Raw genomic sequence first — 26,860 nt, 5'->3', positions numbered from 1 at the left:
GTCGAAGTGAGGGCGTCAGTAGAGATCCCCCGATTCTTCATGGATGTGAGAGATGAGAACCACGGCCATCACCGTACTGAAAATCGTGATCAGCGTTGGATTGATCGCGTGGACATTCAGCCGCGTGCCGCTCGCTGAGGTGGGCAGCCAGCTTGCTTCGGCGCGCCCCGGGTACCTCCTGGCCGCGCTGCTGGTCTTCGTGTTAGCCATGATCGTCAACGGCGCGAAATGGCACGTGCTGTTGCGAGCCCAGGGGGTCGTCATCCCCTTTGCGAGGCTGCTCGAGTTCCAATTCATCGGTTTCTTCTTCAACAACTTCCTGCCCTCAGCCAACCTCGGCGGTGACGTCATGCGCGGGTATGGGTTAGCCCGTCTCACTGACCGCCCGGCTGACGCGGCGATCTCCGTGCTGGTGGACCGCATCGTGGGTTTCCTGGCCTATATGAGTTCAGCTGCCATCGCCGGCATCATTGCCGTGAACCTGGTCGGGCGCCAGGATCTGCGCCAGATGGAAGGGGTAGCCCTCCTGGCGGCGTTAGCGTCCGCGCTGGTGCTGGCGATGCTGCTCAGCCGGCGGCTGCGCGCACTCATCACGCGGCTTTTCGGCTGGCGCCCTCTCGCGCCATTGGCGCGGACATGGGGCCACGTTTCGCAGGCCCTGGACGCTTACCGCTTCCGCTTGCGGGCCGTGGGGATCGCGTTTGGGATTGCCGTCCTCGGCCTCCTGTGCACGGCGCTGGTCAACTGGCTCGTCTCGCAGGCCATGGGTGGCCAGATGCCGCTGCTTGCCATCTTCTTGTTCAACCCGTTGATCGCGCTGGTCATGACGCTCCCGATCTCCATCGGCGGCCTCGGCGTCAGCCAGGCGGCCTATCCCTTCTTCTATGTCCCGATAGGGGTGAGCGCCGACCACGCGCTGGCTGTCTCGCTGCTCATGCAATTGACGCAGCTGCTCGCCAGCCTGCCCGGTGGTCTCTTCTGGTTACGCACCCGGCGCGCCACAAGAGCCTCTGGCCCTTCTGTATCGGGAATTTAGCGACGTGTGTATGGAAGAAAGAGGATTACAGAGAATGACTTCACGGATTCTATTTGTCTCCCAGGAACTGAGTTACGAACCCCAGGGCATCATGTCGCTCTCGGCGGTGCTGAAGCAGGCCGGGCATGAGGTGGCGCTCACCGTGGCGACCGAGGAAGACCCGGTGGCGCGGGCCGTCAGCTACCAGCCCGATATCCTGGCCTACAGCGTGATGACCGGCTCGCAGGCGGGGTATCTGGCGTTGAACCAGCAGTTGCGCGCCGCGCTCGCCCCGATCCGCAGCGCCGCGGGCAAGCAGCCGATCTTCTCGGCTTTCGGCGGCCCGCACCCCACCTTCTTCTCCCAGATGATCGAAGAGCCGGGGGTGGATGGCGTCTGCCGCGGCGAGGGTGAGGGCGCGCTGCTCGATCTGGCCGACTGCCTGGCCCAGGGCGCGCTCGGCCCCGAGATGTCGAACTGGTGGTTCAAGCTGGACGGGCATATCGTCAAATCGCCGGTGCGGCCGCTGGTGCGCGAGCTTTCGACCCTGCCCACCCCCGATCGCGCCCTGGTCTATGATCGCCATCCCCAGCTCGCGCAGAGCGCCATCAAGCACTTCATCACCTCGCGCGGCTGCCCGTTCAACTGTAGCTATTGTTTCAACCACGCGCTCCACGAACTGTATCCGCGTGAGCGCCGGCACTACCGCCGCACGGTAGACGATGTGATCGGTGAGGTGCAGACGGTGCGTGCCCGGTGGCCGCTGGAACATGTGGTGTTCGTGGATGATCTCTTCATCGTGGACAAAGTCTGGCTCAAGGAGTTGGCTGAAAAATGGCCGGCTGCCGTCGGCCTGCCCTTTTTCTGCAACGTGCAGGCCAGCCTGGTGGTCAAACAGCCCGAACTGCTGACCTTGCTCAGGCAGGCCGGCTGCCATACCGTGAGCATGGGCATCGAGTCGGCCGACGACCGCATCCGCACCGAACTGCTCCACCGGCGGATGACCCGCGAGGAGATCGTGACCGCCGGCCGCCTGGTGCGCGAGACCGGAATGCACGTCACCGCCACCAATATCCTGGGGCTACCCACCAGCACGCTCGAAGATGACTTCGCGACGATGCACCTCAACAGAGAGGCGCAGATCAGCTACGCCCACGCGTTTCTCTTCCAGCCCTATCCGGGCACGGAACTGGGTAAATTTGCCCGCGACAAGGGGCTGGTGCCCGGCACGCTGGACGATTTTAGCGAGGTCGCCTGGGAACGCTCCATCCTGACCTTCGAGAGCAAGGAGGCCAAGACGCGCGTCGAGCACTTGCAGCGGTTGTTCGGCATCGGCGTCGAATGGCCGCGGCTGGAGCCGCTCATCCGCCGGCTCATCAATCTGCCGCACAACCTCGTGACCGATACCCTCTTCTGGTGGGTCCACAAGCTGCATAAGGGCTACGCGATCTACCGCCGCGTGCATCCGATCAGAATGCACCCGACCGAGTTGTTCAAGCTGACCAGGCACTATATTCGACTGCGAGGCTAGGGGTAACTGCTCAGCCAGGCAGTGAGAATGGTCTCGATAGCGCCCGGAGGGGCCGCCTGAGCAGTTACGACCAGTCCATATTTATGGTACAATTGCGCCGTTGTTCTGTGCTTTTTGTATCCACGTGAGGTGAGCGATGTCATTCCGTCTGGCGGATCGGCTGCTGGCTGCGCGGCGACGCTATTTCGTCGGTCGCATAGCCGAGCGCGAGCTCTTCCGGACGGCATTGGCCGCGGCTGACTTGCCGTTCCTCGTGCTGTATGTCTTGGGGTCGGGTGGCATGGGCAAGTCCTCGCTCCTGCGCGAGTTCAGCAGCATCGCCACGGAGACCCAGGTCCCAGCCTGCTACCTGGACGCACGCAACTTTGAGCCAGCGCCGGAAGCGTTTCTGAACGCGTTGCGGGCGACTCTGCCCATCATGCCCAACGAGACATCGGCGCCCTTTCCGACTGTTGGCGGGGGGCGACAGGTGATCCTGGTAGACACGTATGAGCTGCTGGCGCCGCTGGACAACTGGCTGCGCGAGGTGTTCCTGCCGCAACTGCCGGAGAACGTGCTGGTCGTGCTGGCCGGCCGCAACCCGCCCGCGCCGGCCTGGCGAGCCGATCCAGGCTGGCAGACGTTGCTGCGGGTCTTGCCCCTGCGCAATCTCAGCTCCGAAGAGAGCCGCGCGTATCTGCGGCAACGCAACGTCCCCGAAGATCAATGTCAGGCCGTCCTGACCTTCACCCATGGCCATCCCCTGGCCCTGTCATTGGTGGCAGAAACGTTCGCCCAGCGCCCGGCCGTCATCTTTCAGCCGGAAGCTGCGCCCGACATCATCAAGACCCTGTTGGAACAGTTCGTGCAGAAAGTGCCCGGCCCCGCCCATCGCGCCGCGCTCGAAGCCTGCGCGTTGGTGCGGCTGATCAGCGAGCCGCTGCTGGCGGAGATGCTGGCCCTGCCCGATCCCCACGAGTTGTTCGATTGGCTGCGCGGCCTGTCATTCATCGAGTCGGGGCCGCTGGGCCTCTTTCCGCACGATCTGGCCCGCGAGGCGCTGGTGACCGACCTGCGCTGGCGGCATCCCGATTGGTACAAAGAACTGCACCGGCGAGCGCGCAGCTTCTACGTCGGCCGGCTGGGCGCCGAGCAGCGCGATGCGCAGCAGCGGCTGCTGTTCGATCTCGTCTTTCTGCACCGTGAAAACCCGGCGGTCCGGCCCTTCTTCGAGTGGGCCGAGGGGGGCAGCATCCTGCCGGATGCCGCGCGCGCAGCCGATTGGCCGGCGCTGGCCGCGATGGTCAGCAAACATGAGGGCGCGGACTCGGCGCGTTTGGCCACTCATTGGCTGGCGCGGCAGCCCGAGAGCTTCCTGGTATTTCGTGACGCGCATCAGGAGCCGATCGGTTTCATGGCGATGATCGCGCTGGAGCGCGCCGCTCCCCAGGATCTCCAGGCCGATCCCGCGGCGCAGGCGGCGTGGACCTACCTGAACAGACACGCGGCGCTGCGGCCCGGCGAAAGGGCCACCCATTTCCGTTTCTGGATGGGCGAAGAGACCTATCAGGCGGTCTCACCCGTGCAAAGCCTGGTTTTCATCCAGGCGGTCAGCCACTACCTCACCACGCCCGGCCTCGCCTACACCTTCTTTCCCTGCGCGCAGGCCGATTTCTGGGAGATGGTGTTGGCCTATGCCGACCTGGCCCGGCTGCCCGAGGCGGGGTTTGTCATGGGGGAGCGGGCTTACGGTGTGTATGGGCACGATTGGCGGGTTGTGCCGCCGGCCGCCTGGCTGATGTTGCTGGGTGAGCGGGAAGTGGGCGCGCCTGCGACGGCCGTTGCAGCGGCGAAATTCGCTGAGCCGATCGTCGTGCTCAGCCAGTCCGATTTCGCCGTCGCGGTGCGGGATGCCTTGCGCGACTTCGTGCGGCCCGACGTGTTGCGCGGGAACCCGCTGATGCGCTCGCGGCTGGTGCTCGACGCGGTCCGCCATGCTGCGCCGGCCGACCGGGCAGTGGCTTTGCAGGCGCTCATCAAGGAGGCCGCTGACGCGCTGCAGGCCTCACCCCGGGATCTCAAACTCCACCGGGCGCTGCATCACACCTATTTTCAACCCGCGCCGACCCAGGAACGCGCGGCCGAATTGCTGGATTTACCCTTCAGCACCTATCGCCGCCACCTGATGGCCGGCATCGCCCAGGTGACGGCGGTGTTGTGGCAACGGGAAGTGGGCGGGTGAAAGGACAAAGGAGGATTCGATGCCGGATCAGGACGACCGCCATGAAACGCTTGCGCGTCTGGCCGCGCAATTGACCGACGCCTGGAATTCGCACGATCCCCAGCGCGTGGCGGCGCTTTGCGCGGCGGATTACGAGGGGGAGAACATCGGTGAAGCCGCGCCGCACCGCGGGCCGGAGGGGATGGCCGCCTCGGTGGCGGCCTACCTGGCGGCGTTCCCCGACATCCATTTCACGGTGGAGGATGCCGTCATTCAGGGCGAGCGCGTCGTCCAGGTATGGCGGGCGCACGCCACCCATAGCGGCCCGTTGATGAACATCCCCAGCACGGGACGGCGCATCACCGTGCGCGGCGCCTCACTCCTGACGTTCCGAACGGGCAAGCTCTTGCGAGCGACCTACATCTGGGATGTGGCCGGGCTGCTGCGAGAGATCGGACTGTTGCCGGAACTCTAACCCCCTGTTCAGAAGGCCCCCTTGCAAAAGTGCGGTTGCCGTTGATGGCAGCCGCACTTTTGTTTCCCCATTCGGCGGCCGGCCGGGGCGCGCAAATGAGCGCCAAGTGAACAAAAAATGATCTGGTGAATGAGCAACGTTCGGGCGTAAGATCAGTCCATCGCTGCCGAGCGCGGCTCGATGATCTCATTCAGGGAGCGTCTACATGTCGGTCCAGGCAAGCGCGACCATGCCGGGCGAGCGTTTAGTGACAGACCTCATCGCGGCCTGGAACACCCATGATCTCGATCTGGCTGCGGCCTTCTTCGCCCCCGATTGTGTGAATAACGATGTGGCCCTGGCCCAGCCGCAGCAGGGTCGCGCAGGCATCCGCCGGGCGCTGGCGGGTTACTTCCAGGCGATCCCCGATGTGACCTTCACGCTGAGTGACTTGATCGTCGCGGGGGAACGCGCCGTGGCGCTCTGGACTGCGCGAGGAACCCATCTGGGCACGCTGATGAACATCCCGGCCAGCGGCCGCCACGTGACGGTGCGCGGGGTCTCAACCTTCACCCTGCAAGAGGGCCAGATCACAAAAGCGGACTTCATCTGGGATGTGGCAGGCCTCCTGCGGGCCATTGGCCTGCTGCCAGAGCTGTGAAGTGAGCAAAAAGTGAGCAGCTTTCGGTCTGGTGATTGACCAGCCGGAAGCAGTAGACTCAAGGTGTCTGAGCGATCGGCCAGCACATTAGTGACCGTTACCGATCCACCAAGTTACCAAGTTACCAATTCAGGAGGCATTCCATGTCCAACAAATCCGTCTCGCTCAAGTTCTTCGAAACGTATGGCAATCAACACGATGTGGAGGGGTGTATGCCACTCTTCAGCGAGGATCTTGTCGTCTACACGACCAGTGCGCCAGGGCCGCTGGATCTCGCGGGCTACAAACAGCTCGGCTCTGCCTTTCTCGCCGGGTTTGCCGACCTTCACGAGACCGTCCTGGAGCAGTTCGAGGACGGCAATAAGGTCGTGAGTCGGGTGGCATGGAGCGGAACGCACACGGGGACGCTCAACGGCATTCCGCCCACGGGACGGTCCTTCCAAAACGAGTCCATCGTGATTGACACCGTGGTGAACGGAAAAATTGCGGAGCGCCGGGAAGTCAGCGACATGCTCGGCATGCTCCAGCAGCTCGGGCTCATCCCGGGGTAGCAGTCCGCGTGATGGTGCGCGGGGTCTCAACTTTCACCCTGCACGATGGCCAGATCACAAAAGCGGACTTCATCTGGGATGTGGCGGGCCTCCTGCGGGCAATCGGCCGACAATGGCTCTGACCATTTTGCCAATCTACCAATCTGTCAGCTACCAACTCTAGGAAAGGAGAACAATTCCTATGTCAACAGTCGAGACGAACGTGCAGGTCATTCAGAAGGTCTACGAAGCGTTTGGGCGCGGCGACGTTCCAGCCGTTCTCGCCTATGTCGACGAGAATGCCACCTGGATCAATCCGTATGGGCAAGGCCGTTTTCCCGGTCAATGGGGCAAACCCTGCCGCGGTCATGCGGAGATCGTGGAGTTCTTTAGGGCCCTCAATGAAGCCGTAGAGGTGCGCGGGTTCAATCCCTTCGAAATTGTCGCACAAGACAGCAAAGTGGTCGTGCTCATCAAGTGGAACGGCCTGGTCAGGCAGACCGGGAGACCCTTTGATGTCCTCTTGGTGCACATCTGGACGTTGCGCAACGAGAAAGTTGTCGACTACATCGGCCTTGACGACGCAACGGCCTATCCGTTCTGAGAGTTCGACTCATACTACTGGAGGCAAACGATGCGTGGCACACTGAATGATTTCCCGATTGACGTTGAGATCCCATCTGTGACGATCCGCCATGTCGAATGGGGTGGCATGATCATTGAACGTGGCGAGACACGGCAGGAGGCCGACCCAGGGCCGCTGTTCGCCGGCCTGCCGGACGACCGCTGCCAGTGTCCGCACTGGGGTTATGTCGTGAAGGGCCGCATGCGTTTTCGGTTTGCCGACCGGGAGGAGGTCTACAGCGCGGGCGATGCCTACTACGCGCCGCCGGGCCATCGGCCGGTCCTGGAGGCCGGCTGCGAGTATGTCGAGTTCAGCCCGATTGGGCCGTGGGCACAGACGATGGAGGTCGTTGGGCGCAACATGCAGGCCATGACCTCCAGAGGATAGCGAACTTCACCATTCAAGGAGACCCAACATGGAAAGCAAGAACATAAAGACCCTGCGCAACGCCCATCAGGCGTTCAGCGCCAAGAGGCTTGACCAGTCCCAGCAGACAGTGGCTGAGCGGGTACGCTTCACCGATCACGGCCGCGCCAAGTTGTGAACAGCCGGGGCGAGTTCCGAGGCTGGATGGAGAGTCACTTCGCCATGTCATCGGACATGCGCATCGTTGACGCCCGCTACATTGACGCCGGCGACTACGTCATCGCCCAGTTCCGCGGTCGGCATCCAGGATGGCCCGCTGCTGGCGTTCCCAGCCAGCGGTAAGTCCTTCTCGCTGGACGTGTGCGAGGTGTGGCATTTCGACGCCGATGGCCTGACCGACGAGGGGCACAACTATTCGGACGGATTGGGGCTGCTGATGCAGTTGGGCCACCTGCCGGCGCCGCAACCCGCGTGACCCAGGAGAAAGGTATTCCATGAGCGACAATCTCGCAACCATCGGCGCGATCTACGAAGCATTCGGTAAGGGCGACATCCCGACCATCCTGGGCCACTTGGCCGACGATGTGCGCTGGGAGGAATGGGCCGACAATACCGCCCAGAAGGCGGGCGTCCCCTGGCTGCAAGCTCGGCACGACAAAGCCGGCGCGCTGGAGTTCTTCCAGGTCATGGGTAGCCTGCTTCAAGTCACCGAACTGCGCATCCTGTCGTTGATGGCGGGCGGCAATCAGGTGGCGGTTGAGTTTGTGATCGCCTGCGATGTGAGGGGAACCGACCGACGCTATCGCGACGAAGAGATCCACTTGTGGACGCTCAACGACGCGGGCAAGGTCGTCCGGATGCGGCACTATGCGGACACGGCCAAGCACATCGCGGCGGCCCAGGGCTGATCGGATAGCGGCTCGTGCAGGTAACTTTAACGTACGTAAGGACGAATACGATGATCCGGGCGAGTTGGATGGATGAGGCGACCCGGCATGACATCCGGAAGCGCAGCACGGCCAGGGAGCGAATCTGGGGCGCCTTGCGGATCGCCGCGATGGTTGCGATCGTTTCGCTGTGGGGAGTCCAGGTGGGGCCAACTTCGACTTCTGCCACCTCATCTGTTCGAGAGGATACACCTGCAATGGGCGACTCAGGTACGAGCCATGTCTGCGCAAACCGTTCTCAAGCCGCAAGAGCCGCCGTTCGACCCGGAGCGCGTCGCCTATCTCGAGGCGGCTGGCGGGCATACTATGACCGCAATTGGCCGCCGTTTTCGGGCTGATGGTGCAGATGAATCGCGAGCAGTTCCGCATGGCGCTGCCGACTGCGGTCGTGGCGGCCATTGACATCGTGCGGGCCAGCATCGCCTTTGCGCCGGTAGACAACGACGTGCCGGGGGCCACCGCGCACCTGCAGCGCTTCTACGAAAAGGCACGCCGTGCTCGTGGCCTGCAAGCCGACGCGCACACGCTGGCTGCTCTGGAGGTGGATTATTGGGTCGTCCACCGCCGGCTGGCGCTCGAACGCAAGCAAGCGCCGAACCACACAGGCGACATCGAACCGATGGTCGCGCCACTCCGCCCGGCTGCACGCCGCGCTGTTCGACGCGCCGCCGGAGGCGATCCGCCGCTCGGCCGAGCAGCGAGCAGATGCGGCCGCAAGGGTGGACCGCATCACGGGCGGCTATTCGACCGACGTGGCCGAGGACTGGCGGCAGGTCGAGGCGCACCTCCGTGAGGCGTATGGCAGCCTGCGGTGACGCACCTGTCGTATGGGCATTCAATTGGGGATTGAGATGACCACAAAACGCGCCGAGACCGTCATCGTGGGCGGCGGGCAGGCCGGGCTGGGCCACCAGCTATTGGCTCAAGCAGCACGGCCGCGAGCACATCGTCCTGGAGAAGGCCGACCGGTCCGGCCACGCCTGGCGGCAACGTTGGGACAGCTTCACCCTGGTGACGCCCAACTGGACGTTCCGGCTGCCGGGCGCGGAGTACGCCGGCGATGACCGGGATGGGTTCATGCCACGCGATGAGATCGTAGCTGCCTTCGAACACTACGTGGCCGGCCACGCTCTGCCGGTGTCGTTTGGGGTGGACGTGACCGCGGTCGAGCCACTGACCGATCGTCCCGGCTATCGGGTGCGCACGACCGCAGGCGATTTCGCGGCGCAAAACGTGGTGATCGCCACTGGCCTCTTCCAGCGCGCCAAGATCCCCGCGTTTGCGGCCGAACTACCGACAGATGTGCTGCAACTGCACTCCGAGGGTTACCGCAACCCGACGAGCTTGCCGCCCGGCGCCGTACTCGTGGTCGGCAGCGGCCAGTCGGGCTGCCAGATCGCCGAGGAGCTGCACAAGGCCGGCCGGCGGGTCTTCCACAGCGTGGGCGGCGCCGGCCGTGCGCCGCGGCGCTATCGCGGCAAGGATACCTACGAGTGGCTGACCCTGGCTGGCTTCTTCGACCGCACGCCCGACATGCTCCCCTCGCCCCAAGCGCGGTTCGCAGCTAATCCGCACGTCTCCGGCGCGGGCGGCGGGCACGATCTCAACCTGCACCAGTTCGCCCGCGATGGCGTGACGCTGTTAGGCCACCTGACGGGCGCAAGCGATGGCCGGCTCGGCATGGCGCCCGATCTGCACGAATCCCTGGCCAAGTCTGACCAACTCGAAGCCCGCGTGTCGGCCTGATTGACAGCTATATTGCCCGCAACGGGTTGGCTGCGCCGGAGGAACGACGGGTTGGGCTGCGAGACGGCTACGACCAGCCGATCATCACAGAACTGGACGTGCAAGAGGCTGGAATCACGACGGTGATCTGGGCGGCGGGCTACAACTTCGACTTCGGCCTGGTGAAGCTGCCCGTGACCGACGCTGATGGCTTTCCGCTGCAACAGCGCGGGTGACAGCCTACTCCGGCCTCTATTTCGTCGGCATGCCCTGGCTGCACACGCAAAAATCCGGCCTGCTGTTGGGCGTGGGCGACGATGCCGGTTCATCGCCGGGCATATCGCAGGGGGATGAGCAATCAGAATGAGCAATCAGAATGAGCAATCCATTAAGAACAGGAGAGTACACGATGTTACTGGTACGTGATGTCTTTCAGGCAAAGTATGGTCGGGGCGATGAACTGGTCGCCCTTTTCGGGGAGATCGCCGAGCATTGGCGGCATGGCCAGCACAGTATTGAGTTGCGCGGCAACCGCACTCTGACCGATGCGAGCGGCCCCTTCTTCACGGTCGTCACCGAAATCGAAGTGGCCGATTTCGCGGCGTGGCAGCAGTTCATCGCCGAGGAGTTCGCGATGCCGGAGTTCGGCGATTGGTTCGCCCGCATGATGCCGCTCGTTGAGTCGGGCCGGCGGGAGTTCTACAACATCGTGGCGTAGTTCCGTTTGCATCCCACAACCATGAGGTGCCCCTGCAGCCGGCCCCTGGGCGGCGCGCTCTGCCATCAGCAGCGGGACGAACAGAATCGCCGCAATCGCCAGGATGGCGGCCTGCCCCCCTTCTGCGTGAAGGATCGGGCTAGCGGGGCGGGTTATTGTCTGTTATCCTCGATACTCCCAAACTTGCCTGAGTTTCCCTGTCACGTATTCGTAGGCTTCGGCGTCCGCCTCGGCATCGCGCCGTAGGACCGCCCCTGCTATGAGATCGGCAACCTGCAACGGTTCGCTTCGGGAGCGCTTGACCAGGATGCGCTTGAAGCTACGCGGGATGCTTCTGGCCGTCATGAACCGGCGTAGCTCCGTCCGCTGTGTGGCGGCTGAGCCGAATTCGTCCAGAATCAAGGTTGCGCCTTCACGTTTGTCCTGGGGAATCAGCCGGATCAGCTCAGTCACGAAGTAGAGGTAGAAGTCCAGCCGGGCCGATATCTTACCTTGACAGTTGTCACGTGGCGCGTTACAATCCACGCATGATCAGAACGTTTGCCGTCGGTGATGCCTACGAAGTTGAGATTGCGGACTATCATTGAGGTGTAAGAACGATGGCAATCGCGAACACAGATCAACGGCAGACTCCACCCACGCATCCCGGCGAGATGCTGCGCGAGGATTTTATGCCAGACTACGGATTGACTGCCAGCGGACTGGCTGCGGCGTTAGGCGTATCGCGCCAGACCATTCACGAGCTGTTGCGCGAGGAGCGGGCGATCACGCCGTTGATGGCGCTGCGCCTGTCCCGCCTTTTCGGCAACTCCGCTGCGTTTTGGCTCAACGCCCAACAGGCCAGGGACCTCTGGAAGTTGGCGCGGCGTAGCCAGGCGGACCTGATGCGCATCCAACCGTTAGCGGTTCCTGCCTAGCCAGCAACACCTCTGGGCGCACGCTGTGTACTCCTCTGGCGCCGCTCTCGAAGAACTCCGCATGGAAATTCCTGGGATTTCCCAGCCGGAGCCTCCTATGCCCGCCGACTGGACGCAGTTCGCCGATCTGTTGACCGCCCTCCTCTACCGCATCAAGGACGCGGCCGAGACGACGATTTTGAGTTGTCGCGGCCGGTGTCCGAAGGATAGTATCCAATCGGATACAATGCTTGTTGATGAACACTTTCCTTCACTCTGAGGTCTATCTGCTTCTGTTGGGCGGCGATAAGTCGTTGCAGAAACGAGAGATCAGGCGCGCTATTCAACTGGCGCGAACTTTGGATAATCGGCAGTCTATGATGGAGTCGGCGCACTTGGTCATGCCCTGTCGCTGACGCAGCGCTTTGACGGCAACAACTGGGAATGGTAGAATGGAACCAGGATGAAGGCAACAAGCTATGAGCGGATCAAATATGAACAACTCCTCAGAGACCAATTGGGCGCTGGTTGACTCGTTGACAGATGAGATGATTGACCGGTCAGAGGTTCCGCTGCTGGACGAGTCGTTCTTCGCCAGAGCCGTCTGGCGGATGCCCGAAGGCCAGGTAGTGGTTGTTGTGCCTGTGGATCCGGATCTACTCGCTTGGTTTCAGGCGCAAGGCAGCGAGAAGAGCGCATGATCGCCGCGCTTCGCATCTATGTGGAGGCGCACAAGCATATTGCGCCCCACCCGGAACTCATGGCAGCCTAGCGGACTTGCATCAGATTGGCTACACTGGGGTGAGACGCAACTACAGATTTCGGTGGCGTTCGTGGTCACGGCGCCGTGTAGAGGCGAGCAGCGCTGGCAGATGGTGCGACACCCCCGGATGGCGACAGGCATGGCGGCCGCTGTGGAGCGCAAGGCTCAGCTTCGACCAGCCGGCGCCACCGCCAGACGAGGTGCTGGCCGAGTGCATCCACTTCTTCCCGGTTACCGCGACACCGACCTGCCCCCATCCACGGCCGCCTCGAGGGACTCTGGGTGCCGGAAGAACAGACGTGGACATGAAACTCCACCGCGGCAAAGCATCGGCGCGCTCTATCCACGTTCCTCCGCTGCTTGTTCTATCCCGTAGCCGCTTTCGACGAGTTCCTTCAAGCGCTGGACGAAACGCGCGGCGGGCGCGCCGTCCACCAGGTCATAGTCGAAGCTCACGCTGAGGCTCAGGTACTCAGGTATCTCATGGCTGCCACGACGTCGGACATCCGCCCCGAATCGTTCAACCACCTGTTCCAAATGCAGCCGCCGGCCGGTTTCCTGTGCGGAATTCCAGGCGCCTGGCTGGAGCGACGCCTCTATCTCCCTTCGCAGCCGCGCGGCCTCGGCGCGGGCGTCGGGAAAACCGGAATAGCGGCTCGCGAAGGCCAGCATTTCCGCCGCCTGCAGTTCCTTGCCTTCCCTTCGCAATAACTCCGCCAGCCCGATGAAAACGTAGGCAACGACGGGTTCGCTCTGAATGTTTACGGCAATTGCGAGCGCCTCATGGTAGAACTCCTTCGCGTCCTGAATCCTGCCGGTGGCGCAGGCGATCCGCCCTGACATCGTCAGGGTTTCCACCATCCCGCCCTTGTTTCCGATCTCGCGGCGATGGATGAGGCTTTCCCCTGCTGAGCTTTTCCGCCTCGGTTGCCTTGCCCAGGGCAAGCGTCGCCCGACTGAGCAAATGGAGCGCCAATGCCTGGCTTTCCTTGTCTGCAATTTCTTCGTAAATGGCAAGGCTTTGTGCCAATTGACGGCGAGACGCGGCATACGCGCCCCGGATGTATGCGACGTTTGCAAGAGAGACGTTGAAATGGGCGGCCAGGCGACGATTGCCGAGCGTTTCGGCCAGTTGTAAACCCGACTGAGACGTTTCCGACATTGCCCTCGAAATCGCCCAACATATACAGCGCGCCGCTTAAACTCAGGAGGAATTTGCCAGCGCCGACTGGTCGTTCAACCTGCGGCGAATTTCAACGGCTTCCTAAGCTAAATCCCTGCGCCTGTTCGGAGTCTCCCGTCAGCTGGCGGCAGCGCCCAACTGGTCGAGCGCAAATGCCGCCTCAGCCTCCTCTCCCATGCATACTGGCGCAACACTTCGTGGATGGAGTAGCGCCCTTCCGGGTCGCGCACGAAAGAGCGGTCGGTCAACGATGCCAGCAGGGAAGACGGGCAGTCCGCCACAGCCTGCGCGGCGGGAAGGGTAAACCCGCCGAGGAACGTCGAAAGGCGCAGGAAGGCGTTTTGCTCTTCCGCCGTGAGGCGCGCCCAGGAGGAATCGAAAACCGCGCGCAGGCTTCTTTGTCGTTCGGGAATGTCGCGTTGGAACGTGGCAAGAAAATCCAGGCTGCGGGCGATCTCGCAGGAATTCAACCAGGATGTCGGCGAAGTCGAGCAGGTGTTCGAGATTGTCGAGAACCAACAGGAGTTCGTGCGCCTGAAAGAATTTACCGAACTGCGTTTTGGGACCATCTGTGCCTGAGAGAAGGAGCCAAGGGGAACATCGTTCAGCGCGATCTCCACGCCACCGAAGAGATGGATTTTGAGCTCTTGCATCATGGAGTCCCCCAATAAACGATCTCTAAACGATGCCGTGCTATGATGGGGCAAGTGTAGCACGAATTCGAGAGGTAAGCCAGTACACATGTCTCAGCATTCCAAGAGCCGGCCAGGCCGCTATCGCATCTTCGTGCTCAGCCTGTGGGAGGCGGCCAGCAGCGTCCCGGGCGGACCGGCGGACCGGCGCATCAGCCTGGAAGACCCGCAAACGGGCCGGCGGACCGGCTTCACCTCCCTGGACCAGCTCAGCGCGCACCTGATGGCCTGGATGAAGGGAGGTGAGCCAACAGAACAACACATCGAACGCGAACTATCGGACAACATCGAACAGTAATCGGTTGTGTACAGCCACATCACCATCGGTGTCACAGGGCTGCCGTTCCTGCGGCAGGCGAAGACAGAGTAGGAAATGAGGTTGTCCCGCAGGCTGGCTAACCCCCTGCGGGACGATCAAGATGAATGGCAATTTGCCAAAGGAGATGAACAGATGACCACACCTAACACCCCGCCCGCCGTCCCGCCTCAGGCCCGCTTCTTCCAGTGGGTGCAGGGCTGGGCGAGCCTGATGCTCTGCCACAGCCTCGTCAAGACCGGCGTGATCGAGCAGATGGCCGGCCAACCCCGCACCGTGGATGAGATCGCCGACGCGTGCGGCCTGCACCGGGACACGCTCTACCGCGCCCTGCGCATGACGACCACCCTCGACATCACCGCCCGCGAGGGCGACCGCTACGCGCTCACCAACCTGGGCCGGATGATGCTCAAGGACACGCCCGGCAGCATGGTCAACGGCATTCAGATGATGGGCACAGAAGGCTACCAGCGCCCCTGGCAGAACTTTGCCTACAGCCTGGCCACCGGTGAGAGCGCCTTCACGCATGTGATGGGTATGCCCTTTTTCGACTATCTGGAGCAGTACCCGGAACTGGGCCTGCCCTTCCAGCAGCAAATGGCGATCTATGCCCAGATGACCGACCCCGCTCTCGTGCCGGCGTATGACTTCTCCCCGTTCCGCACTGTCTGCGACGTCGGCGGCGGCCAGGGCGCCTTCCTCAAGCGGGTCATGGAAGCCAACCCGCATCTGCGCGGCATCCTTTTCGATATGCCGGGCGTGGTTGCGAACCATGTGCTGGGCGAGATCGATGACCGGGCCGAGGTGGTGGCCGGCAGCTTCTTCGAGCGTGCCCTCGGCCGACCTGCTGATTTTGAAAGCCGTGCTGCACGACTGGTCCGATGCGAAGTGTGCGGTCATCCTCGAACGCTGCCGGCAAGCCATGCAGCCCGGTTCGAAATTGCTCATCATTGACCGGGTGATCGCTGAGCCGGTGGACGCGATGAGCGCGTTCTACGACTTGCACATGCTGGTGCAGATCGGCGGACGGGAGCGCACGGCCGAGGAGTTCCGCGCGCTGCTGGCAAACGCCGGCCTGCAGATGCAGCGCATCATCGTCCCGACCGAATCGCCGATGTTCCCGCTGCGTTTAGTGGAGGCGGCGCTGTAGCCGGGCGCTCGCCAAAGGCTCAGGGCAAGTGCTGCCCCTGACCCACGCGGATAGCCAGTTCATTCTCTATGTCCACCAGTGGCCGCTGCGCTGGTACGACCGGCTGATCTGGGCGCTGTTCGGCTTCGGGCCGATGCAGCCCGGTGAGGTAGAAGCGGACTTCGGCCCCCATTTTTACATCGAGAAGCTGATGGAAAACTGCTGCGGCTCCGGCTTCCTGGCCGGCGAGGCCGCGTATCTGATGGCTCGCAAAGGAGGGACGGCATGAACACCCAATTCCGCCGCGAGATCAAGCTGCTCCTGCAAGCCGGGCTGTTGATCTTTTCCTTCACCGTCGTCGTCGGCATCCTCAACGGCCTCGATGCGATGGAGTTCGCCCGCCCGATGCTGATGGCGCACGTCCACGCCGGCACGCTGGGCTGGATCACCCTCGGCTTCATCGCCGCCTGCCTGTGGATCTTCTGTGAGGGGCGAACGGTCAGCGGCTGGCGGGCGTCCGCCCCGCGCTGGCTGGGGGTGGTCACCGCCCTGTCCATCATCTTCTACGCTTACGCCTTCTACACCGGCAACCTGGATCTGCGCCTGGCCGGAGGCAGCCTCACCCTGGCGGCCCTCCTGGGCTTCTACGCCTGGATCGTGGCGATGCTGCGCGGCGCGCCCCTGAGCACGCCTCGGCTGGGCATGGCCGCCGCCGCCACCACCCTGACCATCGGCGCCATCCTGGGCGTGTTGATGGGCATCTGGCTCAAAGGCTGGCTGCCCTCGCTGTCCGATAGCCTGTTCCTCACTCACCCGACCACGATGGTGGTGGGCTACCTGGTGTTGGCCGGCATGGCCCTCAGCGAATGGCGGCTCGACCCGGAGTCGGCGCAGAAGCGGGCCAGCAAAGCCGGTTGGGCGCAGGTGATCCTGCCCTTCATCGGCGGTGTGATCATCACCTTCGGCGCCCTGGCCAACGACCCCATGCTGATCGGCCTGTACATTCCCTTCCAGGTCATCGGCATCATCATCTACCTGGTACGGCTGGGGCCGAAGATGCTGGCCGTGCGCTGGCTGGCGGGCGGCCCGGCCCGGCACTATGCCATCAGCGCCTTCTTCCTCGTCGCCAACTTGGCCCTGATCACCACCATGATCGTCAGCTTCATCACCGGCGCCTATGGCGACCCGCCGGACTTCTCCAAGATCCCCTTCTGGATGGTCTTTGCCATGAATCACGCCATGTTCATCGGCGTGATGACCAACGGGCTGTTGGGCCTGGCGGCGGAGCTGGCGAGCGGGCGGCGTTCGCTGTGGCCGTGGGCCGATCACGTCATCTTCTGGGGGATGAACGTGGGCCTGGTCGGCTTCGTCGTGGGGTTGATGCTGCAGTCCGCGCCGGTCAAGCAGGTCTTCGCACCGATCATGGGCACGGCGATCCTGATTGCCATCATCACCTATCTGCTGCGCCTGCGCGCCGCGCCGGGAACGGCGACGTAACCGCCTGCGGAGTCAGGTTGAACCCATTCCAATCATTTCATGTAAGGAGATAAGGTCTCATGCAACTCATCTTGATCATCTTGCGCTTGATTCACATCGCTGCCGGCACATTCTGGGCGGGCAGCGCCCTAATGCTGGCCCTGGTCATCCTGCCGGGGGCGCGCAAGGCCGGGCCGGGCAGCGAACGGCACTTGCCTATGGCTGCCATTTCCCAGGCCATGGGCATCGCTTCCATGCTGACCACTGCCGCCGGCCTGCTGCTCTACTGGCTGCTCTCCGGCTTCTCCTGGGCCTGGATCAGCAGCCCCCTGGGCATCGGCCTCACCCTCGGCTCCCTGGCCGGGATCGGGGCCTTCCTGCTCGGCACCTTCTCCACCGCCCCCACAGCGGGCAAGCTCGCCGCGCTGGGCGGCCAGATGCAGGTCGCGGGCAGCCCGCCCCAGCCGGAACAACTGGCGGAGATGGGACGCTTGCAGGCCAAGCTGGCCTCCAGCAGCCAATGGAGCACCATCCTGGCCACCGCGGCGCTGGCGCTGATGGCCGTGGCGCGGTATTTGTAAGAGTGACAACTGCGGCTTGCTCGGCCGCTAGACTGCCGTCTGCAGATGAATCGGCTCGATTCCGGCATAGGCTGCCTCGTTCAGTTGGCTAAGCTCCCAGTTCTCCTGCATGTTGAGCCAGAAGCGGGGATTCTGCCCGAACAGTCTGCCCAGCCGCATAGCCATGTCAGGCGTCATACCCCGCTTGCCGCGGCAGATGTCGCTGATCTTGGATTGCGCCATGCCCAGGCGCTCAGCGACCAGGGATTGGGTGATCTGGTTCTGGTCGAGAATCTCTTGCAGGATCTCGCCAGGATGCACTGCGATCGCTCGTCGTGGTGTAATCGTCATACTAGCCTCGATGTCAGCGCCATGATTTTCGCTGCGGCGCTTAGTGGCAGTCGGTAATTTCGACATTCAGGACGTCGATCCCGTTCCATTGGAAGCAAATCCGGTACTGGTCGTTGATGCGAATGCTGTACTGGCCGGTTCTGTCCTCCTTGAGCTGTTCGAGTCGCCAGCCTGGAAACAGCGTCAGGTCAGCGAGCGCAGTCATCGCGCCCAGCTTGCGGGCATCAATGAAGAGGATTTCCCTGCGGACGTGCTTGTACTCGGCCGCGTCCATGTTGCTGCGCAGCGCGGCCGCCGGCCCATGATATCATGGACCGATCCAAAAACTCGATCTGACAGGCAGCAGGCGTTCAAGACGCAAACATCTCGGCCAGCGTCATCAACACCGTTTCCTGGACCTCTTCCGCGATGCGGCCCAGCCGGCGCACTAACCGGAGCTTGTCAACGGTGCGCAATTGGTCGAGTACCACCTGTCCCTCTTTGCCCTCGAAGGTACAGGGAACCCGGGTTGGGTAAGGCCGGCCTTTCGTGGTCATGGGCGCCACGATTACTGTCGCGATGTGGTGGTTCATCTCGTTTGGCGATACGACCAGACACGGCCGCGTTTTCTGTATCTCGCTGCCCAGGGTCGGGTCGAGAAGAACCAGGTAGACATCGAACCGATCCACCGGGCCAGTTACCATTCCCATTCCTCCTCGTCCCAGGTTGTGGCCGTAAGCTGCGCGCCATCCAGCAGTGGATCATCTCCTGCCATCGCCATCGCAACAAACCCTTTGGCCCAGCCCGCGCGGACGCGGCGCGCCGGCCGGATGGAGATCTGTCCGTCGTGTACTTCTAGCTCTACGCTGTCGCCAATCCCAGCCTGCTCTAACAGCGGCTTGGGGATGCGAATCCCCTGTGAGTTGCCGATGCGCACGATACGCGTCTGTATCGCGACTGTCATAGCTTTCCTCCTCAACAGATGTAATTACATTATAATTACCTCAATGACGGGTGTCAAACCGTCAGGGCGGGACATTTCCTCTACGCAATAAGGTAAGGATCGGCATGACAGCGAACTTCTGCGGAAACAACGGTTACGGCTCAATAACCCTGCGTCCAGCCGGCAAAACAAAGGCGCCTGTGCAATAAATGCACAGGCGCCTTTGTTCGAGCGGGAGCGACGGGATTTGAACCCGCGGTCTTCGGCTTGACAGGCCGACATGTTAACCGCTACACCACGCCCCCTTGTCGAGCTGAACTGTGTTCAACCTGACGAACGGCATCTTACCATGCACGGGGGCTTTCGTCAAGTTTTCAGGCGGCAAAGGACGCGGTCACATCAAGCCATGACGCCCGCGATCCGTTCCAGCGCCTCGCTGATGTCCTCCGCGCTGACTTCGTAGTGAGTCACGGCGCGCAGCCGCCGGCCGCCGACGGTGAACAGGCGCACGCCCGCCGCCTCCAGGGCGCTCTGCAGGTGCGCGGGGGTCATGTCCGGGCGAGTCAGCTCGAACATCACGATGTTGGTCTGAGTACGCGCGGGGTCGGCGGCCAGGCCGGGAATCTGACTCAGGCCCGCGGCCAGGCGCTGCGCGTTGGCATGATCGTCCACCAGGCGCACCACCATCTGCTCCAGGGCTACGATGCCGGCCGCGGCAATCACGCCGGCCTGACGCATGCCTCCGCCCAGCAGTTTACGGTTGCGTCGTGCCTGTTGGATGAACCCGTGCGAGCCGCATACCACTGAACCGATCGGCGCGGCCAGGCCCTTCGACAGGCAGAAGGAAACTGAATCAGCGTCGGCTGCCAATTCCCTGACCTCCACGCCCAGCGCCGCCGCGGCGTTGAACACGCGCGCGCCGTCCACGTGCAGCTTGAGCTGATGGCGCCGCGCCAGGGCGCCGACAGCTTGCACATAAGCCACGTCGAGCACCGCGCCGCCGCAGCGGTTGTGCGTGTTCTCCAGGCAGATCAGGCGCGTGCGCGGAAAATGCACATTATCGCCCCGAATCGCTGCCTCGATCTGATCGAGAGCCAACGTGCCGTCCGTCTGATTGGGCACCGTGCGCGGATGGATACCGCCCACCACGGCCGCGCTGCCCTGTTCATAATAGAAAATGTGCGCCTGATCGCCCACGATGATCTCATCCCCGCGGCCGCAGTGCGTCAGCAGGGAGACCAGGTTGCCCATATGACCGCTGGCGACGAACAGGGCCGCTTCCTTGCCCAGCCGCGCCGCGGCCAGCGCTTCCAGCCGCTGCACCGTTGGGTCATCGCCCAGCACATCATCGCCCACCACCGCGTTCGCCATCGCCAGCCGCATCGCCAGCGTCGGCCGCGTAATCGTATCCGAACGTAAATCAATGATCTTCATCACTCATCATTCAGCTCTGAGCATTCAGCATTCAGCATTCAGCATTCTCCTAATACTTCCTCACCACATTCCGATAGGCCAGCGGCTGGCGGCACTGGAAGAGCTGAAACTCCTCGCGCGCCTGGCGCACCAGGTCCAGGTTGATGCGCGCAATGCCGTAGCCTTCGGCGTTGTCTTCCAGGCCGGTGTAGCGTTCGCCGCGCGGGCTGAGCACCATGGAGTCGCCAAAGAACTGGTAGCTCGGCTCCTCGCCCACGCGGTTGGCCGCCGCGACGAAGACCGAGTTTTCGCACGCGCGGGCCACGCAGTAGGCGCGCCATTCGTCCTGATGCGGCAGCTCCCAGTTGGCGCACACCGCCACCACGTCCGCGCCATCCAGGGCCAAGCTGCGCGCCGCTTCGGGAAAGGCCATGTCCCAGCCGACCAGCACGCCCAGGTTGCCCCATTCCGTCTCGAAGACCGGGAAGCGGAAGCCGTTGCGGAAGGCCAGGCGTTCTTCACCCTTGAGGTGAACTTTGCCATAGCTGCCGATCAGTTCCCCGTCCGGCCCGATAACCACCGCGGTGTTGTAGAGCACACTCTCTACTTTGGCCTTGGACACCATGCCGAAGACGACATGGGTGTTGTATTGCGCGGCATCCTTGGCGATGCGGCTGACGGTGGGGCCAGGCACGGTTTCGGCATAGTCGGTGAAGCGCAGGCCACATTCATGGCCGGTGGTGGTCAGCTCCGGGAAAACCACCAGGTCAACCGGCTGCTCGGTGCAAATTTTGTTGATAAAATCGGACATGCGGCGGATGTTCTCGTCCGGTTCGTTCAGAGTTGGTTGAAACTGCACCACGGCAATCGTAATTTCTCGCATGAATCTTTCTCCTCGATGGGTTACAAGATCTGTTCCAGGACGGGCCAGGTGGGGCCGTCCCAGCCGAAGCGGGTCAGGTCAATGCGGTCGTGCTGATCGAACTCGACACCTTCGTCCTCAAGCAATTGGCGCTGGAGCTCGGCGCTGTGCGTTTCACAACTGGTGGTGACGCGAGCATAGTGCGGGCCAGCCCTGCCCAGCACCCGATGCCAGGGCACGGCGCCAGCGGCCTCTTCGTGTGTCAAGCCGTGCAAGGCCCAGCCCACCGTGCGCGCGGCGCGTGGCTCGCCCATCCAGGCCGCCACCTGGCCATAGGTGACCGCGCGGCCGCGTGGAATCAGTCGGGTCAGGACTTTGACGCGCTCGAAAACATTTGCCATCGCTTCCACTCCTCTGGCGTGTTGACATTGACAAAGGACAGGCGCCCAGGGTCGAAGCGCGCCACGTCCGCGGCTGTCACCTGGCACACCTGCACAGCCGCATAAAAAGAGATCATGCGCCGGTCACCCGCCAGCAGATGGCGTTCGACAGCCGGCGTACAGCTGGCCGGCCGATAGACGGCGTGCAGCGGCTCCAGCAGGTCGTTCACCTGCGGCACCACCACATCGTACCCCGCCTGCGCCAGCGTCAACATGAAGCCCAGCAGTGCCGGGTTCAGAAAGGGCATGTCGCAGGCCACCGCCAGTGCCAGGTCGCCGCGGGCCATGCGCAGGCCGGAGTAAAGCCCCACCAGGGCGCTGCGCGCGGGCAGGGCGTCAGGTATCAATCGGGCAGCAAAATCGGCCACCAGGAACTGATAAGCCTCAGGGGTGTTGGTCACGACAATCAGCTCATCGGCCAGCGGGCGCAGGCATGCGGCCGTACGCGCAATCAGCGGCTGCCCGTCCAGGGACAGCAGCGCCTTGTTGCTGCCCATGCGCCGGCTTTCACCGCCGGCCAGGATGATTGCCGAGATGCCAGTCATCGTTAACCGCTCCCAAACAAAAGCCCGCTTGACCGATTGGCCTGTAACTGCGCGCCTGGCGCTCGAGTCAGGCGTGAGTCACTCCCCCTTGTCAGCGGGCCTTTGTCAGACATTTGGGCACAAAAAACCGGCGATTGCCAGGCAACCCCGGTATGTCCCTCAGCGCATGCCCCTACCTACGCATGCGCGTCCATGTACGCCACGGCTTCGCCCACGGTGGTAATCGTCTGAGCTTCTTCGTCGCTGATCTCGCCGCCAAACTCCTCTTCGAAGGCCATAATCAACTCAACCAGGTCGAGTGAATCGGCCTCCAGGTCCTTGCGAAAGCTGGCATCCATCGTGACGCGACTTTCGTCCACGCCCAACTGTTCGACGATGATCGCCTTGATCCGATCGTAAGTGTCGTTCACGTGAGAATTCCTCCCTTTACACGTCTTGCTCGCCAATGATAGCTTGAGAAGTCACAGCGGGGCTACTCAACTTAACCTTTTGACTATTCTAGCAGGGTTACTAGGCACTGTCAATTCAGGCACTTGACAAGGCTATGACCACTTGGTAAGATGGTGACGAACTTCATTCGCCTCACGTCTGGAACACCAGATGACAAACAAAGTTACGGAAGGATACAGACACGCCATGCAGGCAGATCGCGGCCAGCCCCACAAGGAGCGCAAGGCCGACCACATTCGCATCAACCTGGAAGAAGATGTCACTTTCCCCAACCTGACCACCGGACTGGAGTCTTACCGCCTGCGTCACCAGGCGCTGCCGGAGCTTGATTTAGGCGCTGTTGAGTTGCAGCACTCTCTGCTGGGCAAACGCCTGTCAGCGCCGCTTCTGATTTCATCCATGACAGGCGGCACCGCACGCGCACAGGAGATCAATCAACGCCTGGCGGAGGCGGCACAGGCCCGCGGCCTGGCCCTGGGTGTCGGTTCGCAGCGCACGGCGCTGGAGGCGCCTGAGACAGCCGTCACGTTCCAGGTGCGCCACGTGGCGCCCGACATCCTTCTCCTGGCCAACCTGGGCGCGGTGCAGTTGAATTACGGTTACACCGTGGATCACTGCCGCCGGGCGGTGGAGATGATCGAGGCCGATGCGCTCATTTTGCATCTGAATCCGCTGCAAGAAGCACTGCAAACCGACGGCAACTGGGATTGGTCCGGCCTGTTACTTAAGATCGCGCAGGTCTGTCGCGAGTTACCCGTACCGGTCATTGCCAAAGAGGTTGGTTGGGGCATCGGCGGTGACCTGGCGCGGCAGTTGTGCGATGCCGGAGTTGCGGCCATTGATGTGGCCGGCGCAGGCGGCACCTCCTGGAGTCAGGTGGAGCTTTTCCGGGCGCCCACCGAGCGCCTGCGCCGCCTGGCCCGCGCCTTTGCCGATTGGGGTCTGCCCACCGCGACGGCCCTGGCCGAATGTCGCGCTGCGCTGCCGGGCGTGCCTCTGATCGCCAGCGGGGGCATCCGCAGCGGCCTGGACGTGCTCAAGTGTGTGGCCCTGGGCGCTGACGCGGTGGGCCTGGCCGGGCCGTTCCTCAAAGCCGCCGCGGTCTCGACCGAAGCGGTCCTCGATACGATTGACACCCTGGTCGAAGAGATGCGCATTGGCATGTTCTGTGCCGGGGCGCGCAACCTGGAACAGCTGCGCGCGCCGGGCCGCTTGGTGCGCGTCGCCTGAGGTGTTGCCACCGCGGCGCGCCATACAGCAAGGAGTATGACAGTCCATGCCTTCTTTTCCCGCTTCTTCTTCTTTCTCTTCCTTTTCTTCATTTTCTTCATTTTCTTCTTTTGCATCCGCCTACCTGCCGCGCGTTGAACTGACCCTGCGCCAGACCCTGGCCTCGCCGCGCCTGGCCGAAGGGACGCACTATGCGATGATGCGCTATCATATGGGCTGGCTGAATGAGGAGTTTCGCCCTGTGCAGGCTAACACGGGCAAGGGTATCCGCCCGCTGCTCTGCCTGCTGAGCTGCGCGGCCGTCGGCGGCGATCCGGTCATCGCTCTACCGGCCGCGGCCGCGCTGGAGCTGCTGCACAATTTTTCCCTGGTACACGACGATGTGGAAGACAACAGCCCGACGCGCCGCCATCGCCCTACGGTCTGGGCGCTGTGGGGGCGACCGCAGGCCATCAATGTCGGAGATGCCCTCTTTGCCCACGCGTTTCAGAGCCTGCTCAACCTGGCGCCCGTCGTGCCGGCTGTGCAGGTCATGGAGACGGTGCAGCGTTTCGTCCATGCCTGCATCGCCCTCACCGAAGGTCAGCACCTGGACATGGGCTTCGAGGCCCGCCTGGATGTCACCACGGATGACTATCTGCAGATGATTCGTGGCAAGACGGCCGCGCTGCTGGCGGCCAGTGTGGAGATGGGCGCGGGGCTGGGGGGCGCACAAACGCAGCAACTGAGCGCGCTGCATCACTTCGGTGAGTCGCTCGGTCTCGCGTTCCAGATTCAGGATGACATTCTCGGCATCTGGGGCGATGAACAGAAGACGGGCAAATCGGCAGCCAGCGACATCCTGACGCGCAAGAAGTCGCTGCCAGTGCTGTCGGCGCTCAATGGCCCGCAGGGCGCCGCGCTGCGCAGCCTTTACGCCCGCCCCCGCCTGACCGTTGACGAGGTGCCTGCGGTCCTGGAACTGCTGGAGGCGGCCGGCGCCCGTGCCCACGCCGCGGCGCTGGTGGAAACCTACAGCACGGCCGCGCTGCAGGCGCTGCAAGCGGCGCGGCTGACAGCCCCGGCCGGCGATCATCTGCGCGACCTGGCCCTGCATCTGCTCGACCGCCAGGCGTAATGCGTGAGGCGTCGTGGACGCAAATCCGGTCGGCGCAGGCCGACCTGGCGGCGGAACGCCCCTTCGCCCCGAATTCATTCGGCGGGCCCCTTCGCCCCGAATTCATTCGGCGGGCTACGATCCTGTTCCTGCGTAGTGATCCAAGCCGAAAAGCCAGACCCGATAGGCGATGATGAGCAGGGTGGCGGCTACCAGCGGGCTGAGCCAGGCCAGCAGGCTGACATCACGCCCCAGCAGATACGAAGCCGGGTAGTACGAAGCGAAGCCATAGGGGATCAGCCAGGTCAGCAGCAAGCCGATGCCGCGCTGATAGATGGTCAGCGGGTACTTAGCGAACTCGTGCAGTTCGAACACCATGCGCGTGACCGGAATGGATTCCACGATCCAGAACGCAGTGGTGCAGGTGATGAGGTTTAGGGAAATGAAAATAACGCCGCCGCTGAGCACCACAACGACCAGGTAGAGCACCGTCAGCGGCGTCACCACAACGTCGAGCGTGCGCAGCGCGGTGACGGTCAGCGTCAGGCCGACGGCAAAATTGCCGACGCCATCATGGCAGAAGCGGTCGGCCAGCAGGTGAAAGAGCGGGTTGATCGGCCGCACCAGGAAGCGGTCGAAGCCGCCGCTGCGGATATAGTCATGCCCAATGGTCCACAAGTTGTCGGCAAACATGTGATTGATGGACTTTGCCAGCACCACCAGGCCGTAAACCAGAAGGATTTCGTAAAAACTCCAGCCGGCCAGGTTGGGAATCTGGCGCATCACCACCCACACCATCAGCAGACCGGCAGCCTGCTCTGACACCGTGGAGGACGCGCCGATCAGGAAATTGGCCCGGTATTCCATCAGGATTTTCAACCGCTGCAGCAGGAACAACCAGTACAGGCGGCTATAGCGTCGCACCTGTCCCATTCAACCCCCTTGCACCGTGACCGCACGAATGGCGCGCTGAAAGACGAGCCGGGAGGCCACGGCCATCCCCACCAGCCAGAGGATCTGCACCAGCCACAGCCGCGGCGCGCCGGCGAGGGGCGTGATGCCGCTGAGCAGTGAAACCGGCACGTAGAGCGACTGCGCAAAGGGGAGCGCCAGGGTCAGGCTGCGCAGCCAGTCGGGCATCATGTCGAGCGGCACCAGCGCACCGCTGAAAAAAAGGCCCAGGCCGTAGCGCAGATAGCTCCATCCCCACACCTCGGTGGTGTAGAAGGCCAGACAGGCCAGAATCCAATCGAAGAAGAAGATGACAGTAAAGCCGAGGAAGAGCGAGACCGCGAACACGGCCCAGGTTAGCACATCGGCCGGCAGGTGTACTCCAAAGATCAGCACCCCCAGCAGCAGGAGGGGCAGCTTGGTGATGAGCGCCACCACGACATCGGTCAGCGATTCAACGTAGTAGCGCGCCTGAAAGTCCACCGGGCGCAGCAGTTCGATGCCGATCATGCCTTCGCGCATCCCATAACCCATCGTAAAGATGAGACGCGTGGCCATGACCGGCGCGAGAATTTGCGCCAGCAGCACGTAGTTGAGGGTCTGTGTCAGGCTGAGGCCGCTGAGGGTGTTGGCGTTCTGATACACCGCGCGCCAGAAGTAGACGAAAATCGTCATGGCGACGATCTGCACGATGAACTCCATCCAGACCCAGATGCGATAGGCCAGGAAGAGTTTCGGCTCCATGGCGGCTAAGGCGCCGTAAACCCGCCATTTCGATTTCAGAAACTGCCAGGTAGAGCTGGGCATGGCTGC

The 26,860-nt window shown here is 62.9% G+C and carries 37 protein-coding genes, 1 tRNA gene and 2 pseudogenes; 23 read left to right on the top strand and 17 right to left on the bottom strand.

Annotation, left to right across the window (positions count from 1 at the left end; translation table 11 throughout):
• Window positions 1-52: 52 nt before the first annotated feature.
• From IPM84_14580 to IPM84_14535, 10 genes are all read left to right on the top strand, one after another.
• Window positions 53-1,036, top strand: a complete 984-nt coding sequence (locus IPM84_14580) for a flippase-like domain-containing protein (protein MBK9093965.1) — start codon at window positions 53-55, stop codon at window positions 1,034-1,036.
• A gap of 34 nt (window positions 1,037-1,070) precedes the next feature.
• On the top strand, window positions 1,071-2,546 hold the full coding sequence (locus tag IPM84_14575) for a B12-binding domain-containing radical SAM protein (protein MBK9093964.1): 1,476 nt from the start codon (window positions 1,071-1,073) through the stop codon (window positions 2,544-2,546).
• A 136-nt stretch (window positions 2,547-2,682) separates the two neighbouring features.
• On the top strand, window positions 2,683-4,767 hold the full coding sequence (locus tag IPM84_14570) for an ATP-binding protein (protein MBK9093963.1): 2,085 nt from the start codon (window positions 2,683-2,685) through the stop codon (window positions 4,765-4,767).
• Between the two features lie 19 nt (window positions 4,768-4,786).
• Complete coding sequence (locus IPM84_14565; protein MBK9093962.1) at window positions 4,787-5,221, top strand: ester cyclase; 435 nt, start codon at window positions 4,787-4,789, stop codon at window positions 5,219-5,221.
• Between the two features lie 205 nt (window positions 5,222-5,426).
• On the top strand, window positions 5,427-5,861 hold the full coding sequence (locus IPM84_14560; GenBank protein ID MBK9093961.1) for an ester cyclase: 435 nt from the start codon (window positions 5,427-5,429) through the stop codon (window positions 5,859-5,861).
• 143 nt (window positions 5,862-6,004) lie between these two features.
• Window positions 6,005-6,412: an ester cyclase gene (locus IPM84_14555; protein ID MBK9093960.1), complete on the top strand. Its 408-nt coding sequence runs from the start codon at window positions 6,005-6,007 to the stop codon at window positions 6,410-6,412.
• 181 nt (window positions 6,413-6,593) lie between these two features.
• Window positions 6,594-6,995, top strand: a complete 402-nt coding sequence (locus IPM84_14550) for a nuclear transport factor 2 family protein (protein ID MBK9093959.1) — start codon at window positions 6,594-6,596, stop codon at window positions 6,993-6,995.
• A gap of 30 nt (window positions 6,996-7,025) precedes the next feature.
• The gene (locus IPM84_14545) at window positions 7,026-7,403 is read left to right on the top strand and encodes a cupin domain-containing protein (protein MBK9093958.1); all 378 of its coding nucleotides are present in this window, start codon (window positions 7,026-7,028) and stop codon (window positions 7,401-7,403) included.
• A 223-nt stretch (window positions 7,404-7,626) separates the two neighbouring features.
• Window positions 7,627-7,857 carry a hypothetical protein gene (locus tag IPM84_14540; GenBank protein MBK9093957.1) on the top strand — a complete coding sequence of 77 codons (231 nt, stop codon included), beginning with the start codon at window positions 7,627-7,629 and terminating at the stop codon, window positions 7,855-7,857.
• A gap of 19 nt (window positions 7,858-7,876) precedes the next feature.
• The gene (locus tag IPM84_14535; GenBank protein MBK9093956.1) at window positions 7,877-8,290 is read left to right on the top strand and encodes a nuclear transport factor 2 family protein; all 414 of its coding nucleotides are present in this window, start codon (window positions 7,877-7,879) and stop codon (window positions 8,288-8,290) included.
• A gap of 343 nt (window positions 8,291-8,633) precedes the next feature.
• On the opposite strand, the gene IPM84_14530 is transcribed toward IPM84_14535, so the two are convergent.
• Window positions 8,634-9,059: a hypothetical protein gene (locus IPM84_14530; GenBank protein MBK9093955.1), complete on the bottom strand. Its 426-nt coding sequence runs from the start codon at window positions 9,057-9,059 to the stop codon at window positions 8,634-8,636.
• A 121-nt stretch (window positions 9,060-9,180) separates the two neighbouring features.
• Between IPM84_14530 and IPM84_14525 the strand changes: the two are divergent.
• Window positions 9,181-10,421: pseudogene (locus IPM84_14525) on the top strand (NAD(P)-binding domain-containing protein).
• Window positions 10,422-10,463: 42 nt separating this feature from the next.
• A complete protein-coding gene (locus IPM84_14520) occupies window positions 10,464-10,772 on the top strand; it encodes a hypothetical protein (protein MBK9093954.1) in 309 nt (102 codons plus the stop codon).
• A gap of 162 nt (window positions 10,773-10,934) precedes the next feature.
• On the opposite strand, the gene IPM84_14515 is transcribed toward IPM84_14520, so the two are convergent.
• Window positions 10,935-11,225: a DUF3800 domain-containing protein gene (locus IPM84_14515; protein MBK9093953.1), complete on the bottom strand. Its 291-nt coding sequence runs from the start codon at window positions 11,223-11,225 to the stop codon at window positions 10,935-10,937.
• Between the two features lie 146 nt (window positions 11,226-11,371).
• On the opposite strand from IPM84_14515, the gene IPM84_14510 reads away from it, so the two are divergent.
• The 3 genes and pseudogenes from IPM84_14510 to IPM84_14500 all read left to right on the top strand — a co-directional run bounded on the left by IPM84_14510 (window position 11,372) and on the right by IPM84_14500 (window position 12,440).
• A complete protein-coding gene (locus IPM84_14510; GenBank protein MBK9093952.1) occupies window positions 11,372-11,689 on the top strand; it encodes a HigA family addiction module antidote protein in 318 nt (105 codons plus the stop codon).
• Between the two features lie 97 nt (window positions 11,690-11,786).
• Entirely contained in the window at window positions 11,787-11,948 is a 162-nt protein-coding gene (locus IPM84_14505; protein MBK9093951.1) for a hypothetical protein, read from the top strand.
• 199 nt (window positions 11,949-12,147) lie between these two features.
• A pseudogene (locus tag IPM84_14500) lies at window positions 12,148-12,440 on the top strand (hypothetical protein).
• A gap of 330 nt (window positions 12,441-12,770) precedes the next feature.
• Here the strand turns inward: IPM84_14500 and IPM84_14495 are convergent.
• The 3 genes from IPM84_14495 to IPM84_14485 all read right to left on the bottom strand — a co-directional run bounded on the left by IPM84_14495 (window position 12,771) and on the right by IPM84_14485 (window position 14,270).
• Window positions 12,771-13,292 (bottom strand): hypothetical protein, encoded by a 522-nt coding sequence (locus IPM84_14495; GenBank protein ID MBK9093950.1) that lies wholly within the window; start codon window positions 13,290-13,292, stop codon window positions 12,771-12,773.
• Window positions 13,213-13,593, bottom strand: a complete 381-nt coding sequence (locus IPM84_14490) for a hypothetical protein (protein ID MBK9093949.1) — start codon at window positions 13,591-13,593, stop codon at window positions 13,213-13,215. Before IPM84_14490 ends, IPM84_14495 begins: the two co-directional genes overlap by 80 nt.
• 107 nt (window positions 13,594-13,700) lie before the next feature.
• Complete coding sequence (locus IPM84_14485; protein MBK9093948.1) at window positions 13,701-14,270, bottom strand: hypothetical protein; 570 nt, start codon at window positions 14,268-14,270, stop codon at window positions 13,701-13,703.
• Window positions 14,271-14,355: 85 nt separating this feature from the next.
• Between IPM84_14485 and IPM84_14480 the strand changes: the two genes are divergently transcribed.
• The 6 genes from IPM84_14480 to IPM84_14455 all read left to right on the top strand — a co-directional run bounded on the left by IPM84_14480 (window position 14,356) and on the right by IPM84_14455 (window position 17,808).
• Window positions 14,356-14,604: a hypothetical protein gene (locus tag IPM84_14480; GenBank protein ID MBK9093947.1), complete on the top strand. Its 249-nt coding sequence runs from the start codon at window positions 14,356-14,358 to the stop codon at window positions 14,602-14,604.
• A 153-nt stretch (window positions 14,605-14,757) separates the two neighbouring features.
• Entirely contained in the window at window positions 14,758-15,576 is an 819-nt protein-coding gene (locus IPM84_14475) for a hypothetical protein (protein MBK9093946.1), read from the top strand.
• Entirely contained in the window at window positions 15,485-15,772 is a 288-nt protein-coding gene (locus IPM84_14470) for a hypothetical protein (GenBank protein MBK9093945.1), read from the top strand. Before IPM84_14475 ends, IPM84_14470 begins: the two co-directional genes overlap by 92 nt.
• A gap of 28 nt (window positions 15,773-15,800) precedes the next feature.
• Entirely contained in the window at window positions 15,801-16,040 is a 240-nt protein-coding gene (locus IPM84_14465; protein ID MBK9093944.1) for a hypothetical protein, read from the top strand.
• Window positions 16,037-17,248, top strand: a complete 1,212-nt coding sequence (locus IPM84_14460; GenBank protein ID MBK9093943.1) for a hypothetical protein — start codon at window positions 16,037-16,039, stop codon at window positions 17,246-17,248. Before IPM84_14465 ends, IPM84_14460 begins: the two co-directional genes overlap by 4 nt.
• Window positions 17,249-17,307: 59 nt before the next feature.
• Window positions 17,308-17,808 (top strand): hypothetical protein, encoded by a 501-nt coding sequence (locus IPM84_14455; GenBank protein MBK9093942.1) that lies wholly within the window; start codon window positions 17,308-17,310, stop codon window positions 17,806-17,808.
• 27 nt (window positions 17,809-17,835) lie between these two features.
• Here the strand turns inward: IPM84_14455 and IPM84_14450 are convergent, their stop codons facing one another.
• From IPM84_14450 to IPM84_14405, 10 genes are all read right to left on the bottom strand, one after another.
• Window positions 17,836-18,138: a HigA family addiction module antidote protein gene (locus IPM84_14450; protein ID MBK9093941.1), complete on the bottom strand. Its 303-nt coding sequence runs from the start codon at window positions 18,136-18,138 to the stop codon at window positions 17,836-17,838.
• A 40-nt stretch (window positions 18,139-18,178) separates the two neighbouring features.
• Entirely contained in the window at window positions 18,179-18,412 is a 234-nt protein-coding gene (locus tag IPM84_14445; protein ID MBK9093940.1) for a type II toxin-antitoxin system RelE/ParE family toxin, read from the bottom strand.
• Between the two features lie 76 nt (window positions 18,413-18,488).
• The gene (locus tag IPM84_14440) at window positions 18,489-18,827 is read right to left on the bottom strand and encodes a type II toxin-antitoxin system PemK/MazF family toxin (protein MBK9093939.1); all 339 of its coding nucleotides are present in this window, start codon (window positions 18,825-18,827) and stop codon (window positions 18,489-18,491) included.
• On the bottom strand, window positions 18,815-19,081 hold the full coding sequence (locus IPM84_14435) for an AbrB/MazE/SpoVT family DNA-binding domain-containing protein (GenBank protein ID MBK9093938.1): 267 nt from the start codon (window positions 19,079-19,081) through the stop codon (window positions 18,815-18,817). Before IPM84_14435 ends, IPM84_14440 begins: the two co-directional genes overlap by 13 nt.
• Window positions 19,082-19,292: 211 nt before the next feature.
• Window positions 19,293-19,365, bottom strand: a tRNA-Asp gene (locus tag IPM84_14430).
• Window positions 19,366-19,459: 94 nt separating this feature from the next.
• Entirely contained in the window at window positions 19,460-20,494 is a 1,035-nt protein-coding gene (gene ltaE, locus IPM84_14425) for a low-specificity L-threonine aldolase (GenBank protein ID MBK9093937.1), read from the bottom strand.
• Window positions 20,495-20,543: 49 nt separating this feature from the next.
• Window positions 20,544-21,356: a carbon-nitrogen hydrolase family protein gene (locus tag IPM84_14420; GenBank protein ID MBK9093936.1), complete on the bottom strand. Its 813-nt coding sequence runs from the start codon at window positions 21,354-21,356 to the stop codon at window positions 20,544-20,546.
• A 20-nt stretch (window positions 21,357-21,376) separates the two neighbouring features.
• On the bottom strand, window positions 21,377-21,736 hold the full coding sequence (locus IPM84_14415) for an MGMT family protein (protein ID MBK9093935.1): 360 nt from the start codon (window positions 21,734-21,736) through the stop codon (window positions 21,377-21,379).
• The gene (locus IPM84_14410) at window positions 21,703-22,320 is read right to left on the bottom strand and encodes a molybdenum cofactor guanylyltransferase (protein ID MBK9093934.1); all 618 of its coding nucleotides are present in this window, start codon (window positions 22,318-22,320) and stop codon (window positions 21,703-21,705) included. Before IPM84_14410 ends, IPM84_14415 begins: the two co-directional genes overlap by 34 nt.
• A gap of 176 nt (window positions 22,321-22,496) precedes the next feature.
• Window positions 22,497-22,730 carry an acyl carrier protein gene (locus IPM84_14405; GenBank protein MBK9093933.1) on the bottom strand — a complete coding sequence of 78 codons (234 nt, stop codon included), beginning with the start codon at window positions 22,728-22,730 and terminating at the stop codon, window positions 22,497-22,499.
• Window positions 22,731-22,956: 226 nt separating this feature from the next.
• Between IPM84_14405 and IPM84_14400 the strand changes: the two genes are divergently transcribed.
• The gene (locus IPM84_14400; protein ID MBK9093932.1) at window positions 22,957-24,000 is read left to right on the top strand and encodes a type 2 isopentenyl-diphosphate Delta-isomerase; all 1,044 of its coding nucleotides are present in this window, start codon (window positions 22,957-22,959) and stop codon (window positions 23,998-24,000) included.
• A 46-nt stretch (window positions 24,001-24,046) separates the two neighbouring features.
• Entirely contained in the window at window positions 24,047-25,117 is a 1,071-nt protein-coding gene (locus IPM84_14395) for a polyprenyl synthetase family protein (protein MBK9093931.1), read from the top strand.
• 114 nt (window positions 25,118-25,231) lie between these two features.
• On the opposite strand, the gene IPM84_14390 is transcribed toward IPM84_14395, so the two are convergent.
• Both IPM84_14390 and IPM84_14385 read right to left on the bottom strand, forming a co-directional pair.
• Window positions 25,232-26,029: an ABC-2 family transporter protein gene (locus tag IPM84_14390; GenBank protein ID MBK9093930.1), complete on the bottom strand. Its 798-nt coding sequence runs from the start codon at window positions 26,027-26,029 to the stop codon at window positions 25,232-25,234.
• Complete coding sequence (locus IPM84_14385; GenBank protein ID MBK9093929.1) at window positions 26,030-26,854, bottom strand: ABC-2 family transporter protein; 825 nt, start codon at window positions 26,852-26,854, stop codon at window positions 26,030-26,032. It lies immediately after the preceding gene.
• Window positions 26,855-26,860: the final 6 nt, after the last annotated feature.

Source organism: Candidatus Amarolinea dominans, from assembly GCA_016719785.1.
Lineage (GTDB): Bacteria > Chloroflexota > Anaerolineae > SSC4 > Amarolineaceae > Amarolinea > Amarolinea dominans.
The sequence above is the reverse complement of the archived record's forward strand: the minus strand, read 5'-3'. Positions and strand labels throughout refer to the sequence as shown.